The sequence below is a fragment of the Burkholderia cenocepacia genome (assembly GCF_900446215.1).
GTDB classification, from domain to species: domain Bacteria; phylum Pseudomonadota; class Gammaproteobacteria; order Burkholderiales; family Burkholderiaceae; genus Burkholderia; species Burkholderia cenocepacia.
Map to the genome: position 1 here is coordinate 1 of NZ_UAQZ01000003.1, position 14,908 is coordinate 14,908.

18 protein-coding genes and 1 tRNA gene are annotated in these 14,908 nt (G+C 64.2%); 12 read left to right on the plus strand and 7 right to left on the minus strand.

From position 1 onward, the window contains the following. Nucleotides 1-1,130 (minus strand): MFS transporter (locus tag DTA15_RS10610; RefSeq protein ID WP_146774343.1); only part of this gene is annotated, 1,130 nt, incomplete at its 3' end. A gap of 232 nt (nucleotides 1,131-1,362) precedes the next feature. Between DTA15_RS10610 and DTA15_RS10615 the strand changes: the two genes are divergently transcribed. The 3 genes from DTA15_RS10615 (at nucleotide 1,363) to DTA15_RS10625 (ending at nucleotide 4,086) form a co-directional block, all read left to right on the plus strand. Then, the gene (locus DTA15_RS10615; RefSeq protein WP_006485629.1) at nucleotides 1,363-2,022 is read left to right on the plus strand and encodes a HugZ family pyridoxamine 5'-phosphate oxidase; all 660 of its coding nucleotides are present in this window, start codon (nucleotides 1,363-1,365) and stop codon (nucleotides 2,020-2,022) included. 356 nt (nucleotides 2,023-2,378) lie between these two features. Then, nucleotides 2,379-2,672 (plus strand): H-NS histone family protein, encoded by a 294-nt coding sequence (locus tag DTA15_RS10620; RefSeq protein ID WP_006485627.1) that lies wholly within the window; start codon nucleotides 2,379-2,381, stop codon nucleotides 2,670-2,672. A gap of 256 nt (nucleotides 2,673-2,928) precedes the next feature. Further along, complete coding sequence (locus DTA15_RS10625) at nucleotides 2,929-4,086, plus strand: cation diffusion facilitator family transporter (RefSeq protein WP_012492274.1); 1,158 nt, start codon at nucleotides 2,929-2,931, stop codon at nucleotides 4,084-4,086. A 51-nt stretch (nucleotides 4,087-4,137) separates the two neighbouring features. Here the strand turns inward: DTA15_RS10625 and DTA15_RS10630 are convergent, their stop codons facing one another. The 3 genes from DTA15_RS10630 to DTA15_RS10640 form a co-directional block, all read right to left on the minus strand. After that, nucleotides 4,138-4,608, minus strand: coding sequence for an Lrp/AsnC family transcriptional regulator (locus tag DTA15_RS10630; RefSeq protein WP_006477376.1), 471 nt, complete (start codon nucleotides 4,606-4,608; stop codon nucleotides 4,138-4,140). 79 nt (nucleotides 4,609-4,687) lie between these two features. Continuing rightward, nucleotides 4,688-5,347: a 3'-5' exonuclease family protein gene (locus DTA15_RS10635; RefSeq protein WP_006483674.1), complete on the minus strand. Its 660-nt coding sequence runs from the start codon at nucleotides 5,345-5,347 to the stop codon at nucleotides 4,688-4,690. Continuing rightward, nucleotides 5,344-5,988, minus strand: a complete 645-nt coding sequence (locus DTA15_RS10640) for an MBL fold metallo-hydrolase (protein WP_006483678.1) — start codon at nucleotides 5,986-5,988, stop codon at nucleotides 5,344-5,346. Before DTA15_RS10640 ends, DTA15_RS10635 begins: the two co-directional genes overlap by 4 nt. 655 nt (nucleotides 5,989-6,643) lie before the next feature. On the opposite strand from DTA15_RS10640, the gene DTA15_RS10645 reads away from it, so the two are divergent. Then, nucleotides 6,644-7,255 carry a septal ring lytic transglycosylase RlpA family protein gene (locus DTA15_RS10645; RefSeq protein WP_006483675.1) on the plus strand — a complete coding sequence of 204 codons (612 nt, stop codon included), beginning with the start codon at nucleotides 6,644-6,646 and terminating at the stop codon, nucleotides 7,253-7,255. 78 nt (nucleotides 7,256-7,333) lie between these two features. Here DTA15_RS10645 and rsmI read toward each other — a convergent pair whose 3' ends face one another. Then, a complete protein-coding gene (gene rsmI, locus DTA15_RS10650) occupies nucleotides 7,334-8,221 on the minus strand; it encodes a 16S rRNA (cytidine(1402)-2'-O)-methyltransferase (RefSeq protein ID WP_006483673.1) in 888 nt (295 codons plus the stop codon). Between the two features lie 46 nt (nucleotides 8,222-8,267). Here rsmI and DTA15_RS10655 point away from each other — a divergent pair, with 46 nt between their 5' ends. The 6 genes from DTA15_RS10655 to DTA15_RS10685 all read left to right on the plus strand — a co-directional run bounded on the left by DTA15_RS10655 (nucleotide 8,268) and on the right by DTA15_RS10685 (nucleotide 12,593). After that, nucleotides 8,268-8,696 carry a YraN family protein gene (locus DTA15_RS10655; RefSeq protein WP_012492275.1) on the plus strand — a complete coding sequence of 143 codons (429 nt, stop codon included), beginning with the start codon at nucleotides 8,268-8,270 and terminating at the stop codon, nucleotides 8,694-8,696. A 126-nt stretch (nucleotides 8,697-8,822) separates the two neighbouring features. Further along, on the plus strand, nucleotides 8,823-9,407 hold the full coding sequence (locus tag DTA15_RS10660; protein WP_006493587.1) for an SIS domain-containing protein: 585 nt from the start codon (nucleotides 8,823-8,825) through the stop codon (nucleotides 9,405-9,407). 17 nt (nucleotides 9,408-9,424) lie between these two features. Next, nucleotides 9,425-10,225, plus strand: a complete 801-nt coding sequence (locus tag DTA15_RS10665; protein WP_006483342.1) for a BON domain-containing protein — start codon at nucleotides 9,425-9,427, stop codon at nucleotides 10,223-10,225. Continuing rightward, nucleotides 10,222-10,584: a c-type cytochrome gene (locus tag DTA15_RS10670; protein ID WP_006493588.1), complete on the plus strand. Its 363-nt coding sequence runs from the start codon at nucleotides 10,222-10,224 to the stop codon at nucleotides 10,582-10,584. The genes DTA15_RS10665 and DTA15_RS10670 overlap by 4 nt, the downstream gene beginning before the upstream one ends. Nucleotides 10,585-10,650: 66 nt before the next feature. After that, nucleotides 10,651-10,726: transfer RNA gene (locus tag DTA15_RS10675), tRNA-Ala, on the plus strand. 889 nt (nucleotides 10,727-11,615) lie between these two features. Next, nucleotides 11,616-12,593, plus strand: a complete 978-nt coding sequence (locus DTA15_RS10685; protein WP_006483355.1) for a replication initiator protein A — start codon at nucleotides 11,616-11,618, stop codon at nucleotides 12,591-12,593. A 314-nt stretch (nucleotides 12,594-12,907) separates the two neighbouring features. Here the strand turns inward: DTA15_RS10685 and DTA15_RS10690 are convergent, their stop codons facing one another. Together DTA15_RS10690 and DTA15_RS10695 are read right to left on the minus strand one after the other, a co-directional pair. After that, entirely contained in the window at nucleotides 12,908-13,261 is a 354-nt protein-coding gene (locus DTA15_RS10690) for an FxLYD domain-containing protein (protein ID WP_006483343.1), read from the minus strand. Between the two features lie 117 nt (nucleotides 13,262-13,378). Further along, nucleotides 13,379-14,026 (minus strand): hypothetical protein, encoded by a 648-nt coding sequence (locus DTA15_RS10695; protein WP_227743241.1) that lies wholly within the window; start codon nucleotides 14,024-14,026, stop codon nucleotides 13,379-13,381. 165 nt (nucleotides 14,027-14,191) lie between these two features. Between DTA15_RS10695 and DTA15_RS10700 the strand changes: the two genes are divergently transcribed. After that, a complete protein-coding gene (locus DTA15_RS10700) occupies nucleotides 14,192-14,443 on the plus strand; it encodes a hypothetical protein (protein ID WP_006483352.1) in 252 nt (83 codons plus the stop codon). Next, the gene (locus tag DTA15_RS38530) at nucleotides 14,421-14,813 is read left to right on the plus strand and encodes a TraK family protein (RefSeq protein WP_012492277.1); all 393 of its coding nucleotides are present in this window, start codon (nucleotides 14,421-14,423) and stop codon (nucleotides 14,811-14,813) included. Before DTA15_RS10700 ends, DTA15_RS38530 begins: the two co-directional genes overlap by 23 nt. Nucleotides 14,814-14,908: the final 95 nt, after the last annotated feature.

The window sequence follows — 14,908 nt, forward strand, 5'->3', positions numbered from 1 at the left end:
TTCGCGGCCTGCGCGACCGCGCCGATCACGACCGGACCGAACAGCAGTCCGAAATACGCGAGCCCGGCCACGTGCGCGAGCCCTTCGGCCGCGTGGATGCCTTTCACGCGCGCGGCGGCCGCGAACAGCACGGGCATCATGTTGGCCAGCCCGAGACCCATCAGCGTGAAGCCGGTCAGCACCGCGGCCGGATACGGCAGCAGCAGCGCGCCGATCATCCCCGCGCACGCGAGCGACGCGCTCGCGAACACGAGCTGCGGCGCGCCGAAGCGGGCGCGCACGGCGTCGCCCGCGAAGCGCGCGAGGGCCATCCCGCCCGAGAACGCCGCGTACGCGGCGCTCGCGAGCGCCGGGCTCGCCGCGACGACGTCGCGCATGTAGACCGTCGCCCAGTCGTACATCGCGCCTTCGGCGATCAGCGCGATCAGTGCGATGCCGCCGAGCATCCACAATGCGGGCGAGCGCCAGCGGTTGCCGCCGCCGTGCGCCTGTTCGTGGTGCGGCACGTGCGGCAGCACGGCCGGGCTCGCGGCCACGAGCACCGCGGCGCTTACCGCCGCCGCGAGCGCGAGATGCGCGACCGGCGCCATGCCGGCCGACAGCAGCGCGCCGCCGGCCGCTGCGCCGGCCATCCCGCCGATGCTGAACATCCCGTGCAGCGACGACATGATCGGCTTGCCGAGCGCGATTTCGACCGCGCTGGCCTCGGCATTCATCGCGACGTCGAGTGTCGCCATCGAGAAGCCGAACAGCGCGAGCACCGCGAGCAGCATCCAGTAGTCGGGCACGACGAGGATCAGCGCCGCGCACGCGGACATCACGAGCCCGCCGGCGAGGCACGCGGTGCGCGAGCCGACGCGCGCGATCCAGCGCGCGATGGTCAGCATCGCGGCGATCGACCCGCCGGCGACCGCGAACAGCGCGATCGACAGCAGCCCGGGGCTCAGCGCGAACTTGTCGCGCACGGTCGGCACGTGCACGCCCCACGACGCGTACATCATGCCGGCGACGAAGAACAGCGCCATCGACGCCGTGCGCGCACGCTGGCGGGCCGGCAGCGACAGCACGCGGTGCGCGTCGGGCGGCGCGGCGAACGGGGACGACGATTCGGGGGAGGAGGATTCGGACACGGGAAGGCTCGTCAGGAAAATGCGCGGGCGCACGTGGCGCCCGTCGGACCTGTCCGATTCTATCGAACCGCTTACGATCCTGCCGGGCGATGGCCGTTCGGCCGATGCGCTGGAGAGCGGGTCGTCTCGCGGTGGCGCCCCGGTGACGGACTGGCCGTTCGGCCGATGCGCGGCACGCGGCGTGCGCGGGTAACATCGAAACCGATGCGCCCCTTCGACCGCAGGAGTCCCCTTGAACATCGATCCCGCCTTCGCCCTGCATCTGCTGCACCGCTGCGCGCTCGGCACGCTCGCCACCCATGCGCGCGAACCGCAGGGCTTTCCGTATCCGACCGTCGTGCCGTTTGCACCCGATGCGAGCCATCGGCCCGTGATCCTGGTGAGCGGCCTGGCCGAGCACACGCGCAATCTCGTCGCCGATCCGCGTGCGGGTTTCCTCGTCGTCGATGCCGGCGACGGCGACGTCCTGAACGCCGAGCGCGCGACGCTGTTGGGCCGGTTCGTGCCGCTCGGCGACGATCCGCACGTCACCGCGCGCTACCTGCGCTACGAACCGGACGCCGCACGCTATCTCGCGCTCGGCGATTTCGCGTTCTGGGCGCTCGAGATCGAGCGGCTGCGCTACATCGGCGGGTTCGGGCGAATGGGCTGGGTCGACGGCACGCAGCTCGATGCGCTGCCGCCGCTCGCGTTCGACGACGAGCAGGCGCTGTGGCACGCGTACGAGGCGGGCGACGCACGCCGCGACGGGCTCGACCTGCTCGGCGTCGATCGCCATGGCGCGGACTGGCGATGCGACGGCCGCCGGGTGCGCACGCCGTTCGACGCGCCGTCGGCCGACATCGGCGCGCTGCGCGACCGGCTGATCGCCTGCGCACAGGATGTGACGTGACGTCGCGGGTCAGTGATGAGTCCGTTTAGCAAACCGCGTCATGTGGTTTTCGCAAAACTGTCGTCCGATGAAAGCTTTGATTTTTTCGAATGCAGGGTAATTGCGTATGTTGATAGACCTAATACTCAATCGCTAATGTCCTAATCTCTGTGTAGGAGCGTAAAAATTTGAGAAAAGGCCGCGGCCGGTCAAAATGACATGTGTGAATTACAATGGGTCTCGGTATTTTCATGAATCTCGCTTCTATCAAATCTTTTTTGTGCTAATCTCTGCCTTCGAAAATCCGAGGCACATATATTTCATGAATGGTGAGCTGGCTGCAGACCGGCGCCATTGGTCAGATAGAAAGGGAAACTATGTCTTCTTACAAGGACCTGCTGGCCCAGCAGGAGAAGCTGGAGAAGCAAATCGAAGAAGCGAAGTCGCGTGAATACGCTGAAGTGCTGAATGACGTGAAGCAGAAAATTGCCGACTACGGCTTTTCGCTCGCCGAACTCGGTCTCAGTCGCGCGAAGGCCGGCAAGGTCGGTCGTCCGCGCGCAGGCGTGGCGGCAAAATACCGCGATCCGGAAACGGGCGCGACGTGGTCGGGCCGTGGCAAGCCGCCGCGCTGGATCGCCGGCAAGAACCGCGAACAGTTTGCGATTTAAACGTTCGTTTAGGTTGCCCGCTCTTCAAAAGAGCCGCGTGTCCGTCGAGGAGCGCGGCTTTTTTGTTTTCCGGGCGCCGGCGGCCCGCTCGGCGCCGTCATAAAAATGTAAGAAACGTCGTGTGAATGAAAATGCGACACGTTCGTATAAGCGGTTGATTTAAATGAGAAATTTGTGGGTATTGGAAGGGCTTGCGGGGCGCTTTTGATAGAATTGCGTATCGCACACCGATGCGCACACCGATATCTCATATTTCATGTCTACGTTTTCCGGCGACGCGCAGAGCGCAGATAAGCACGCAGTTGCGCGCAAGAGCACGCTCGTCAGTATTGTCCTGAATGTCGTGCTTGCGACATTTCAGATCGTCGTCGGCGTGATTGCGCATTCGCAGGCATTGATTGCTGACGGTGTGCATTCGATTTCCGATTTGATCTCGGATTTTGTCGTGCTGGTTGCGAATCGGCATAGCGGTGCCTCGCCGGATGCCGACCACAATTACGGCCATAGCCGCTACGAGACGGTCGCGTCGCTGTTTCTCGGCGCGATCCTGATTGCAGTCGGTATCGGCATGCTCTGGCGTGCCGGCGATCGCCTGGTTAATCTCGAAAACATTCCGGCCGTGCATTTTTCCGCGCTGATCGTTGCGCTGACGGTGCTCGTGTCCAAGGAAGCGCTGTTTCGCTACATGCTGCGCGAAGCGCGGCGCGTACGCTCGGCGATGCTCGTCGCCAACGCGTGGCATGCGCGTTCGGATGCCGCGTCGTCGCTCGTCGTCGCGATCGGCATCGTCGGCAGCCTGGCCGGCGTGCGGTTGCTCGACCCGATCGCGGCGGCGATCGTCGGCTTCATGGTCGCGCGCATGGGCTGGACGTTCGGCTATGACGCGTTGCAGGACCTCTCCGACCGCGCGCTCGATACGGCCGACACGGCCGAGATCCGCGCGCTGCTCGCCGCGACGCCCGGCGTGCGCGACGTGCACGACCTGCGCACGCGCAAGATGGGGGATGCCGCGCTCGTCGATGCGCACATCCTCGTCGATCCGAAGATCTCCGTCTCCGAAGGGCACTACATCGCCGAGACCGCGCGGGCGCGCGTGCTGTCCGACCCGCGCGTGCTCGATGCGCTGATCCACGTCGACCCGGGGAACGATGCGGCGCGCCGTCCGGCGCTCGCGCTGCCGCCGCGCGGCGAGCTCGCGGCGCGGCTCGAGGCCGCGCTCGCGCAGCGCGGCCTGCGCGCGGCGGCGATCAACCTGCATTACCTGAGTACGGGGCTCGAGGTCGACGTGACGCTCGACAGCGATCCGCACGACACCGATGCGGCGCTGGCCGGCCGGCTCGACATCGAGACGCTGAAGCGCGAATTCGGCGCGCGCCGGATCGGCTTCACGCGCACGTTGCCCGCGCGGACGTGACCGGCAACCGGCAACCGTGAACGCGGCCCGCCGCGGGGGCGGGCCGGCGCGTTACAGCGGCAGTTGCGTGTCGAACTTGATTTCGCGCAGCACGACGCTCGTGCGCACCTGCGACACGGCCGGGATCTTGAAGATGCGCTCGTGCAGGAACACGTCGTAGGCCTTGATGTCCGGCGCGACGATCTTGAGGATGTAATCGGCTTCGCCGGTCGTGCTGTAGCACTCGGTGACTTCCGGGCAGGTCGCGATCTCGCGCTCGAACTGTTCGACGCCGCCTTCGTTGTGGCGCGTCAGGTGCACGTGCGCGAGCGCGCAGACGTGCAGGCCGAGCTTCTCGCGATCGAGCAGCGCCGTATAGCGCTGGATCACGCCCGACTGTTCCATGTCCTTGATGCGGCGCCAGCACGGCGTGCTCGACAGGCCGACCTGGTCGGAAATTTCCTGAACGGAACGGCGCGCGTCGAGCTGCAACAGGCGAAGGATTTTTTGCGAAAAGGAATCGAGCGTCACCTGCGCCTCCATGCGGCAGCTACAACACGCTGAATGTTAGAGGGCCGGGAAAGGAAACGCAATCTGGCGACGCGCTGTTGAGCGAGATTCGCTAATTTGCCCGCGGATCCGTGGGATTTTGTCCCGCCCCCGCGCTTTCCGACCGATCGGTATCCGACACGGCCAGGCCCGCCAGCGCGGCCTGCTGCCGGCGCAGGTCGGCGAGCATGTTGCAGAACAGCGCGCCTTGCTCGATCGCATCGTCGAGCGCGACGTGCGTGTGCGGATGATCGTCGAACCAGTGCTTCGGAAAGCGCGGCTTGATCGCCTTGCGGTACGGCAGGCCGGTCATCGCGAACGCGAGCGTCTTGATGTCGAGCGCCGACCACGAGAACGGGCAGCGCCCGGCGAAGCGCATCATGTACCAGAACATGAACGTGAAATCGAAGCCGGCCGGCATCGCGACGAACACCGGCTTGCCAGGCAGCGCCTCGACCCATTCGACGTAGGCGACCAGCGCCGCCTCGGGCGTCTGCAGATCGCGCCGGCACGCGGCCCAGGCCTCCGGCTCGGTCTTCCACCACGCTTCCTGCACCGGGTGCGCGTGCGCGCCGGGCAGCGTCTCGAGATTCGCCGAGAACGTCGCGATCAGCTGCTTGTCCTCGGTATAGGCGGCCGACGCGAAGCTCAGCATCGAGTGCGGACCGGGAATCGGGCCGTCGGCCTCGACGTCGGTACTGACGTAAATTTCGGGGATGGCGGTCTGGTTCATCCGAATACCTTGTCGGACACGAACGGATTCGTGCGGCGCTCGTCGCCGAACGTCGACACCGGGCCGTGGCCGGGGACGAACGTGACGTCGTCGCCGAGCGGCCACAGCTTTTCCTTGATCGAACGGACGAGGTCCTCGTGATTGCCGCGCGGGAAATCGGTCCGGCCGATCGAGCCCGCGAACAGCACGTCGCCGACGATCGCGATGCGATGCGCGCGGCTGAAGAACACGACGTGGCCCGGCGTGTGGCCCGGGCAGTGATAGACCTCGAGCGTCTCGTCGCCGAACCGCACGGTGTCGCCGTCGTTCAGCCACTGGTCGGGCTCGAAGCTGTCGGCGGCCGGGAAGCCGAAGCGCTCGCTCTGCATCGGCAGCTTCTCGATCCAGAAGCGCTCTTCTTCCTGCGGCCCTTCGATCGGCACGCCGTAGTGCGTCGCGAGCGTCTTCGCGCCCGCGCAGTGATCGATGTGCCCGTGCGTGAGCAGCACCTTCTCGACCTGCACGTTCTGCCGCGCGACTTCCTGTTCGATCCGGTCGAGATCGCCGCCCGGATCGACGACGGCCGCGCGGCCCGTCTTCTCGCAGACGAGCAGCGAGCAGTTCTGCTGGAACGGCGTGACCGGAATGAGCGTGACTTTCATGGGAGCACCGGCGGCTAAAAGGAGCGATTGTACCGGTCGCGCGTGCGGGCTGCCGGGCGCGCGATGCATGCTGCGGCGCGCGGATGCGGGCATTCCCGGAGCATGTCGATTGTTACAGCCATAGCGAGAATCAATGGTGCGTCGGGGGTGCTTTTCGAGACAAGGTTTTGATTTATGTATAATGCGCCCCATTGCGCGTGAATTTCACGCAATTCGCTGGTGTTTCGGCCCCGTTAAATGAGGCGTCCGATTCACCGTCAAGCATCGGCCGCCGGGGAGTCCGGCGGTGTATCCAGCACCGAGCATTCGGTGCTCACGTCTTGTCCGGCCGGGTGCTGCGCGCCCGCCTGCGGCCCTGCTGCCGCGCCGCCGGATGAGGCCTGTGCCGCCGTTCCTGTGCGTTGGTCGTATCGACGCGCGCGAACGTGAAGCCATGTTCGATGGCGGCATGTGGGGTCTGGTCAGGCTGTTGGGGACAGGTTGCGCCAGACGTGAAAACTAATCAGGACGGTTGCGGCCTAGACGAACGCCGCGCCCATGCTAGCCGCCTGCTCGCCTTCGAGCGGGGCGTGCACGCATTTGCCGTCCGGGCCGCATCTCTGCGTTGTGTAGCAGCGTTGTATCGATGCGGCCCGAACCAGAAGGCGACACGTCGATGAATTTACGTTTTCCGAGCCGATTCGGAACCATTGCATTGTTTTTTGCGCTGACGGGCTGTGCGGTGCCACCCAGCCAGACCACCGGCAGCGTGAACCAGAAGAAGGCGGTCGACAAGACGGCCGCTGCCGCGAAGGCGGACGACGACAAGCAGCCCCTCAGTTTCGATTCCGCGCTGGCATCGATGCCGGCGGCCGACAGCAAGGACGCGAAGAAGTCGTCGCTGGCGGACGCCGAGCCGATCGACGGCAAGGATGTATCCGATTTCCGCCAGACCGGTCGCGCATCGTGGTACGGGCGGGACTTCCACGGCCGCCGCACCGCGAACGGCGAACGCTTCAACATGAACGCGTTTACCGCCGCGCACCGCACGCTGCCGCTGTCGTCGTACATCAAGGTGACGAACGCATCGACCGGCAAGTGGGTCGTCGTGAAGGTCAACGATCGCGGGCCGTTCAAGCGCGGTCGCGTGCTCGACCTGTCGTACGCGGCGGCCAAGGTGATCGGCCTCGTGCACGCCGGCACGGGCCGCGTGAAGATCGAAGGGTTGTCGCCGCAGGAAGCACGCGAGGCCCGCGACGAAATGTTCGCGTCGATCTCGGCGAAGTAACGCGGCCAATCGTCCGCTCATGCACAAAGGGCTGCCTTCCGGCAGCCCTTTGTCGTTTCCGCGCGGCGGCGGTGCGCGTCAGCCTTCCGTGCCTTCCTTCAGCACGAGCGCACGCGCATACAGCGCGTTGCGCGATGCGCCCGTCAGCGCGGCCGCGAGCTTTGCCGCGCTTTTCACCGGCACCTCTTCGAGCAGCAGCCTGAGCAGCGCGTCGTGCGCGGCGTCGTCGGCTTCGCCGCTTGCCGCCGGCGCACCTTCGACGACCAGCACGAACTCGCCGCGCTGCCGGTTCGCGTCGCCGGCGAGCCAGCCCTGTCCTTCGGCCAGGGTGCCCTGGAACAACTGCTCGTGTAGCTTGGTGAGTTCGCGCGCGATCAGCAGCCGGCGCGCGGGGCCGAATGCGTCGGCGAGCGCGGCGACGGTTTCGGCGATCCGGTGCGGCGCTTCGTAGAACACCAGCGCGTACGGGTGCGACACCAGCGCCTGCAGCGCGCTCGCGCGCTGTTTCGCCTTCGGCGGCAGGAAGCCCGCGAACGTGAACGCGCCGGCCCAGTCGCCGGCCACGCTGAGCGCGGTCACGGCCGCGCTCGCGCCAGGCAGCGGAACCACCGCGAAGCCGGCCGCGCGCACGGCGTCGACGAGCCGCGCGCCGGGGTCCGAGATGCCCGGCGTGCCCGCGTCCGACACGTAGGCCACGCGTTCGCCGCCGCGCAGCAGCTCGATCACGCGCTGCGCGGCTTCGCGTTCGTTGTGCTCGTGCACGGCGACGAGCGGTTTCGAGATCCCGTAGCGGGCGAGCAGCTGGCCCGTGTTGCGGGTGTCTTCGGCCGCGATGCGGTCGGCGAGGCCGAGCACGTGCAGCGCGCGCAGCGTGATGTCGGCCGTATTGCCGATCGGCGTGGCGACCACGTAGAGCGTGGCGTCCGGGTAGTGCTGCGTATGCGCGAGTTCGAGGAGGGCAGTCATGGCAGGCAATGCACGCAATCGCGGCACGAGCGGAACAAGGACGGCATTGTGCCACGCGGCGCCGGCGCGGCCGGAGGGCGCGCGCGGTCGGCCGCGTTCGGGCGACAACTTTTCCGGCGCGGCGCGATCCAAACCGGTCGGCGCCGCGTTCGAGCAGCGCGCGCGGCAGTTTCTCGAGCGTCACGGTCTGGGGTTCGTCGCCGCGAACGTGACGATGCGCGGCGGCGAGCTCGATCTCGTGATGCGCGAGCCCGACGGCATGCTCGTGTTCGTCGAGGTGCGCGCGCGGCGCAGCACCCGGCATGGCGGCGCGGCCGCGAGCGTCGGCTGGCGCAAGCGGCGGCGTCTGGTCGCGGCCGCGTTGCAGTTCTGGTCGCGGCACGGCGCCGGTGCCGCGTGCCGTTTCGACGTCGTCGCGTTCGAGGCCGGCCGGCTTGCGTGGCTGCGCGACGCATTTCGTACCGACGACGCGTAGCGGCGAGCTGTGACGAGATGTAAAGAGTTCTTGCCGGACCCCCGGAGAGGGCGCCGGAGTACGGTAAACTCGCCGCACCCACGATGTCGCGCGAGTGGTGCCACGCGCCCAGTTCACCAGGAATCGATGTCAGTCGAACGTATTCAGCAACAATTCCGCGACAGCGCCGCGCTTCATGCCGAAGCGGCCGACGCGCTGTCGCTGCCGATCGCAGCCGCGGTCGATGCGATGTTCGCCGCGCTGGCGAACGGCAACAAGATCGTCGCGTGCGGTGACGGCCCGTCGGCCGCCGCCGCGCAGTACCTCGCCGCGTCGCTCGTCGGCGGTTTCGAGCGCGAGCGTCCGGGCCTGCCCGCGATCGCGCTGGCCACCGACGCGTCGCAGGCCGGCCTCGCCGGCGCGGCCGCCGCCGAGCAGTTGTTCGCGCAGCAGGTGCGCGTGCTGGGCCAGACGGGCGACATCCTGCTGGTGCTCGATGCGGGCGGCGCATCGCCGCGCGTGCTCGCGGCGATCGGCGAGGCGCACGAGCGCGAGATGACCGTCGTCGCATTGACGGGCGGCAACGACCACACGGTCGCGGCCGCGCTGTCCGACACCGATATTCCGATCAGCGTGCCCGCCGTTCGCGCGGCGCGCATCCACGAAGTCCATCTGCTGACCATCCACAGCCTGTGCGACGGCATCGACGCGATGCTGCTGGGTGAGGATTGAACGAAGGAGAGCCGTCGATGAATCAAAGCCGCGTCAAACAGACGCTCGTCAGAACCACGCTGCTCGCCGCGCTGACGGCGGGCCTCGCCGTATCGCTGCAGGGCTGCGTGCTCGGGGTCGTGGGGGCCGCGGCCGGCGGCGGCGCGCTGATCGCGACCGATCGCCGCACACTGGGCGCGCAGACGGAGGATCGCGAGATCCAGGTCAAGTCGCTCACGCAGATCAACAACGGGTTGCCGGACCAGTCGCACGTGAACGTGACGGTGTTCAACCGCCGCGTGCTGCTGACGGGCGAAGTGCCGAACGATGCGTCGAAGCAGCGCGCCGAGGAAATCGTGCGCGGCATCAACAACGTGAACGGCATCGTCAACGAGCTGTCGGTCGAGCCGGCGTCGTCGCTGTCGTCGCGCGCGAACGACTCGTACCTCGAAGGCCGCGTGAAGTCGGAGCTGATTGCGACGAAGGGCATCTCGGCGAACTACTACAAGGTCGTCAGCGAACGCGGCAATCTTTACCTGATGGGCCTCGTGACGGTGGACGAAGGCAATCGCGGCGCGGAAGCCGCGAGCCAGGTGCCGGGCGTCGAGAAGGTCGTGAAGGTGTTCCAGTATGTGAAGCCGCAGGACGCGCAGGCGCTGCAGGACGCGTCGCCCGCGAGCGGCGCCTCCGGCGCGCAGGCGGCTGCCGCACCGGCGGACAACGCGACGGTCGGCGCGGTGCCCGACGCGTCGGTGCAGTCCACGCCGCTGCAGCCGCCCGCGCCGATCTCGAATTCGTCGAGCGTGCATCCGGGCAATCCGAAGGCGAAGGCGCAATGACGGGCATGCAGATCAAATCGATGAAACGCCGGGTGGTGCAGGGCGCGGCGGCCGCGGCGCTCGTGGCCGGCACGCTGGGCGCCGCGCATGCGGACGTCGGCGACGGCCTGAAGGTTGCGCGCAGCAACGCGTGCATGGGCTGCCATGCGGTGGACCGCAAGCTCGTCGGCCCGTCGTTCAAGGATATCGCCGCGCGTTACAAGTCCGATCCGCAGGCCGTCGCGAAGCTGTCGAAGAAGGTGAAGGACGGCGGCTCCGGTGTGTGGGGCGCGATTCCGATGCCCGCGCATCCGCGCATGAGCGACGCCGACGTCCGGTCGGTGGTCGAATGGGTGCTGGCTGGCGCGCCGTCAAAGTAACGCGTCGGGGGTGACGTAACCCCTATTGCCAAGCGCGGAAATGCGTGTGTATGATGATTGACTGTTGGGGCGGTAGCTCAGCTGGGAGAGCGTCGCGTTCGCAATGCGAAGGTCGGGAGTTCGATCCTCCTCCGCTCCACCATAAATTCCAGTAAAAACAACGCACTACGTCTCACGATGTAGTGCGTTGTTTTGCATTTGGAAGCAGACTTTGGCACACCATGTGTGCCAAATTTGTGCCAAGGTGTGCAGCGCATCCCCCACGCCGCATGCATGACATTGCAGCAAATTGCGGGTACGATTCTTGGCAATCGCGCTGAAGACGTACAGAACGGCTACGAGACAAAAGCAAAGGGCAAGGGGTCTAGCAAACCGCACCTTGCCCACAAAGCGTGGAGCCACGGACTGTTCAGCAGCCCCTGCCATAAGCGGATTGGCGGGTGAGCCAGAAAGGATGCCGAAAGCAATCGCCAGGTTTATGACTTCCACCGGTCAGGATGAGGCCGGAAACTAACTGGACAGCATAGCTTGGAGAGCGAGGGAAACATGGGGGACGACCCCGCCGTACAAGTGCTCGCTGCTAATTTGGGCAAGTAGCGATAAGCGTAAAGTCTTCGTCCATCTGGGCAAGGTACGGAACCGCGGACTCATCCGAACTTGGCTGGTCATCGACCAGCCGGGATCGGAGCGGTTCGCCCATGAAATCTCTGCTCACCGTAGAACATCTTTCAAAGTGCATTCATAAGTCTGTCGCGAGCATCCGCAGCGATGCTACTCGCAATCCGCAGTCCCTTCCTCCGATTTGCCGTCTGCCGAACACCAAGCGGTTGCTTTGGCGTCTCGAAGACGTAGAGCACTGGTTGGCGGCTCATGTCGAGGGTCTGTCTCGCCCGGCGGTCTCAGTTTGCTCCGATGACCCGCGACCACGCCGAGGCCGCCCTACCAAAGCCGAGCAGGTTACGCGGCAGCGGAGCCTGCATCGCAAGCAAGCCAGCGTCCATCCCTCCGAAGCTACGGCCGAGGTGTAAGCGATGCAAGTATTCATCGCGGAAGCGACGCCGCCGGCGTCGCCGGCCGAGGCTTGCGATGCGTCTGCCTCGACATACTCACGCCTTGCTCCACTCAGGCACCGACAATGCGATTTCTTCGTCGCGGACATTCTCGATGCTTCGCCGAAGGATGACCTGGCAAGCATGGAGCACCCGCTGTTCGCCCTGCGCGCTGGCGACCGACGCATACGTGTGTACGAACGAAAAGAGACTCGGGTAACCGTCAAACCTGGAGTCGATGGCTGCGCGACGATTCACGACAAAGATCTATGGATCTACTGCATCAGTCAGTTGGTCGCGGCGAAGAACCGTGGCCGCGAGATCACGCGCACGGTGCGTTTCACGGCCTACGATTTCCTGCACTCGACCAATCGCGATACCAGTGGCCGCGCCTATATTCGCATGGGAGAGATGCTGGCACGACTCACTGGCACACGCATCGAAACCAACATCGAGACGGCCGGCAAACGCGAACGCGGGTTCTTCGGGTTGATCGATTCCGCCAAGGTCATCGAGCGAGACGGAGGCGATCGCATGGTGGCCGTGGAAGTGACCTTGCCAGATTGGCTGTTTCGCAGCGTGGACGCCATGCAGGTGAAAACCCTTTCGCCCAACTACTTCCGCTTGCGCAAGCCATTGGACCGGCGCATCTACGAGCTGGCTTGCAAGCACTGCGGCAATCAGCCAACTTGGAAATCCAGCATTGCCACGTTGCATGAAAAGAGCGGCAGCGCCGACAAGCTCTTCAAGTTCCGGGCAGCCATCAAAGCGTTGGCGGCGTCTGGCGAGTTACCCGACTACCGCATGGCCTACGATCCTAAAGCCGACAACGTGACGTTCTACGCCAACGGCCCCAAGGGGTATCGGGCCGAGATCGCAGCCATAATGAAGGGTCTGCCTCACACCTCGGTCAAGGCTCGCGAGAAGGCGCATGCTCGTAAGCGCGGTAGACCAAAATGATGCTGACATCGCGTGCCTATCGTTGTGGATAACCGAGGCTCGACTGTGAATCACCACGTGCCTTTAGGGATGCAGGCTGTGGGCTACCACGTGCTTTCACGGATGAGCTACTTCGTGCTTTTAGGGATGGGAACATCCCGAGAAGCCTTGCGTAGTAAGGGTTTCAAGAACCGTAACGCGCGCGCGCGATTTAACTCTATGTAAACCTTAACGTCTGAGTTGTGTACCACGGTAGCTAGAGCGCGGCTCGAACTTGTCGACCACGCGCGGCTCGTGCGCCGGGGCTGCCGGCGCTGATCGTTTGAGTCCTCGACTCACGGTACCGTGCGCAGCGTCGTCAGCTTGGCGGACTTGATTGCCTCGAAAAAGCCGCCGCTCTTAAAGCGCGCGGTCTCGCCAGGGCCAAGGTGATCGAAGATCACGGTGGCCCCGCCTTGGCTCACGTGGTCGTCTGCCGCATAACCCTTGAATGCCGCCGAGACATACACGGTGCGATCCGCGTTGTTGGTGATTTGCCCGACAACGGAGTTGTTCTCGCCAACCTGATATGTGATGTCGATGTTCCGAGCGTATTTCCCGTCGTAGTCTGCTTCGGCATGCGCCGTCAGGCTGTATGTCGCGGCGATCACAAGCAATCCGTACACGAGTTTGGGACAGTTGAATTTCATAGCTTCCTCTCAGTTTGATAGTGTTGTTGTGGCAAGTCGCGCCCGTGCCGGGGTTATGTCGTTGACATTTGAGGGACGCGAGCAGCCGAATTTTAGCCGCTAAAATTTTCTGGCACGTCAACTGACCCAATCGAGCCGTTCCGCGAGGACGTTCCATCGCGTTCGGGACGATGCCCACGCGACCTCCAGGTCAGGTCGAGACACGATCCAGCTCGTCAGCTCGGAATCAACGGCGTGTTGAACGCCAAGACGGGAGAGTTCCTGCTGTATTTGATCGTTATCCAGGCAGAGCCTCAGACACCTGCATATTCCCTTGCCGTCAAGGCCCAGAGGAACGATGGCCTCGACCTCGAGATGTAGCCGATACAAGGCAACAGCTGTTGCCAAATTCGCAAGAGAGAGGGGCGCGCGCTCCAATTCGGCCAACAATAGGTCGGCCTCAAATTCAGCAAGCACCATATCGAGTGTTAGCCATTTCTCCAGCTCAACGGAGACTATCGACTGCAACTCGTTCAGTTGCCCCCACATCGCTTTCCATAGTGCGGCCGGTCCGTCGTCGTGCAGAACGTCAGCGTCAGTATCAAGGCGTGCCAGCAGCTTCCGTTGCTGAGCAGACAGTGGTTTTGCGCCGCCGAAGTTGGCCCGCCATTTTCCGGACTGCTGAGTAAGCATCCCGAAATTGTTGTCAAAGCACACCGCGAACTGATGTGGATTCTTCGCCCCCATGCGAGCAGCAAGTTCGTGCAGCAATGCTGCCGCACGCATTCCGCCTCGTCGCTTTTCAAAATCACTTCGTGCCGGTCGTGCCATAGGTCTTTGCGTCCTAGTAAGAAAACCCTCAATTAATGGCACTTTGATTCTATACCCATTAGCCCAAGAATTCGCGTAACGACATCAATCAACCGGAATCAAGCCAAGTGTGTGAGTCTAATGTTCGACATCCTGAAAGATCGGTACGGTGCAGTCATGACGCTCGATCAACTGGCCGCGGCGTTGAGCCGGAAGCCGGAGGGTTTGCGAATGGCGTTGCTCAAGCCGAAGAGCGAATGGGCGCACTGCCTCAATAGTCACAAGTTCTATGTCGGGCGGCGAATGTATTTTCCAACCGAAGTAGTCGCACACCTGTTCGATTCTGGCTTTGAACTGCAAAGAGGCGGAGATGACGAAGAATTTTCCGGATGAGTTGGCTGCGTGGGTAGCGCAGCGGCGCAATGCGGCGAAGCACAAGCGCAATGAGTATCTGGTTTCGTTCCTAGCTGTACGTAATGACGTGATCGAGGCTACGGCTGCCGGGTACGCGCTCAAGACCATTTGGGAACACATGCAGGCGACGGGGCGTGTGTCGTTTCGCTACGAGACGTTCCTCAAATACGTGCGACGACATATCGCGAATTCGTCGCTCCCTGGAGTCACACCCGCTCGGCGCGGGAGCGAAAGGGGGCGCAGCGACAAGTCGAAAACCAACGAAATTGGTTCGTCAAAGAAGGGGGAAATTCCAGCGATTGGCGGCTTCAGCTTTAAGGCAACTCCAAACGGCGATGAGCTGCTTTGAAAGTCGTGCTTCATCGCTGCGGATGTGTGATCGATGCACCACTGAAACGCAATCGAAACGCTGTAATCGCACTAGTTTCACTGTTTTCCGTGCGC

Bases quoted from the DNA above. Each gene is read 5' to 3' on its own strand.
- DTA15_RS10620 (WP_006485627.1), top strand. From the start codon at position 2,379: ATGTCTTCTTACAAGGACCTGCTGGCCCAGCAGGAGAAGCTGGAGAAG.
- DTA15_RS10625 (WP_012492274.1), top strand. From the start codon at position 2,929: ATGTCTACGTTTTCCGGCGACGCGCAGAGCGCAGATAAGCACGCAGTT.
- DTA15_RS10630 (WP_006477376.1), bottom strand. From the start codon at position 4,608: ATGGAGGCGCAGGTGACGCTCGATTCCTTTTCGCAAAAAATCCTTCGC.
- DTA15_RS10635 (WP_006483674.1), bottom strand. From the start codon at position 5,347: ATGAACCAGACCGCCATCCCCGAAATTTACGTCAGTACCGACGTCGAG.
- DTA15_RS10640 (WP_006483678.1), bottom strand. From the start codon at position 5,988: ATGAAAGTCACGCTCATTCCGGTCACGCCGTTCCAGCAGAACTGCTCG.
- DTA15_RS10645 (WP_006483675.1), top strand. From the start codon at position 6,644: ATGAATTTACGTTTTCCGAGCCGATTCGGAACCATTGCATTGTTTTTT.
- rsmI (WP_006483673.1), bottom strand. From the start codon at position 8,221: ATGACTGCCCTCCTCGAACTCGCGCATACGCAGCACTACCCGGACGCC.
- DTA15_RS10660 (WP_006493587.1), top strand. From the start codon at position 8,823: ATGTCAGTCGAACGTATTCAGCAACAATTCCGCGACAGCGCCGCGCTT.
- DTA15_RS10665 (WP_006483342.1), top strand. From the start codon at position 9,425: ATGAATCAAAGCCGCGTCAAACAGACGCTCGTCAGAACCACGCTGCTC.
- DTA15_RS10670 (WP_006493588.1), top strand. From the start codon at position 10,222: ATGACGGGCATGCAGATCAAATCGATGAAACGCCGGGTGGTGCAGGGC.
- DTA15_RS10685 (WP_006483355.1), top strand. From the start codon at position 11,616: ATGCAAGTATTCATCGCGGAAGCGACGCCGCCGGCGTCGCCGGCCGAG.
- DTA15_RS10690 (WP_006483343.1), bottom strand. From the start codon at position 13,261: ATGAAATTCAACTGTCCCAAACTCGTGTACGGATTGCTTGTGATCGCC.
- DTA15_RS10695 (WP_227743241.1), bottom strand. From the start codon at position 14,026: ATGCGTGCGGCAGCATTGCTGCACGAACTTGCTGCTCGCATGGGGGCG.
- DTA15_RS10700 (WP_006483352.1), top strand. From the start codon at position 14,192: ATGTTCGACATCCTGAAAGATCGGTACGGTGCAGTCATGACGCTCGAT.
- DTA15_RS38530 (WP_012492277.1), top strand. From the start codon at position 14,421: ATGACGAAGAATTTTCCGGATGAGTTGGCTGCGTGGGTAGCGCAGCGG.